Annotated in this window: 1 pseudogene; it reads left to right on the forward strand. The window is 64.0% G+C overall.

Annotated elements, in window-relative coordinates:
• A pseudogene (locus tag M2D63_RS26050) lies at positions 1-239 on the forward strand (transcriptional regulator); the annotation flags it as partial.

Genomic DNA, 239 nt, shown 5'->3' on the forward strand with positions numbered 1-239 from the left:
TCAGCCAAGTGGAGCTGGCCTTGCTGGCCGGTGTCTCCCAGCGTCACCGGAGCTGTGTGGATACGGCGCGCGCCAAGGCCAGCCCAAGCACCTTGCACGCCCTGCAGTCGGCCCTGGACGTACCCCTGGAACAGTGCAACGACATCTTTCACTCGGCGGGCTTTGCTCCACGCTATGTTGCAACTGCCCCCGACCATCCGGCGATGAACATGGAGCAAGAGGCGGTAGGGCACCTGTTG

The sequence above is a fragment of the Pseudomonas sp. BJa5 genome (assembly GCF_030272875.2).
Taxonomy (GTDB): Bacteria; Pseudomonadota; Gammaproteobacteria; order Pseudomonadales; family Pseudomonadaceae; genus Aquipseudomonas.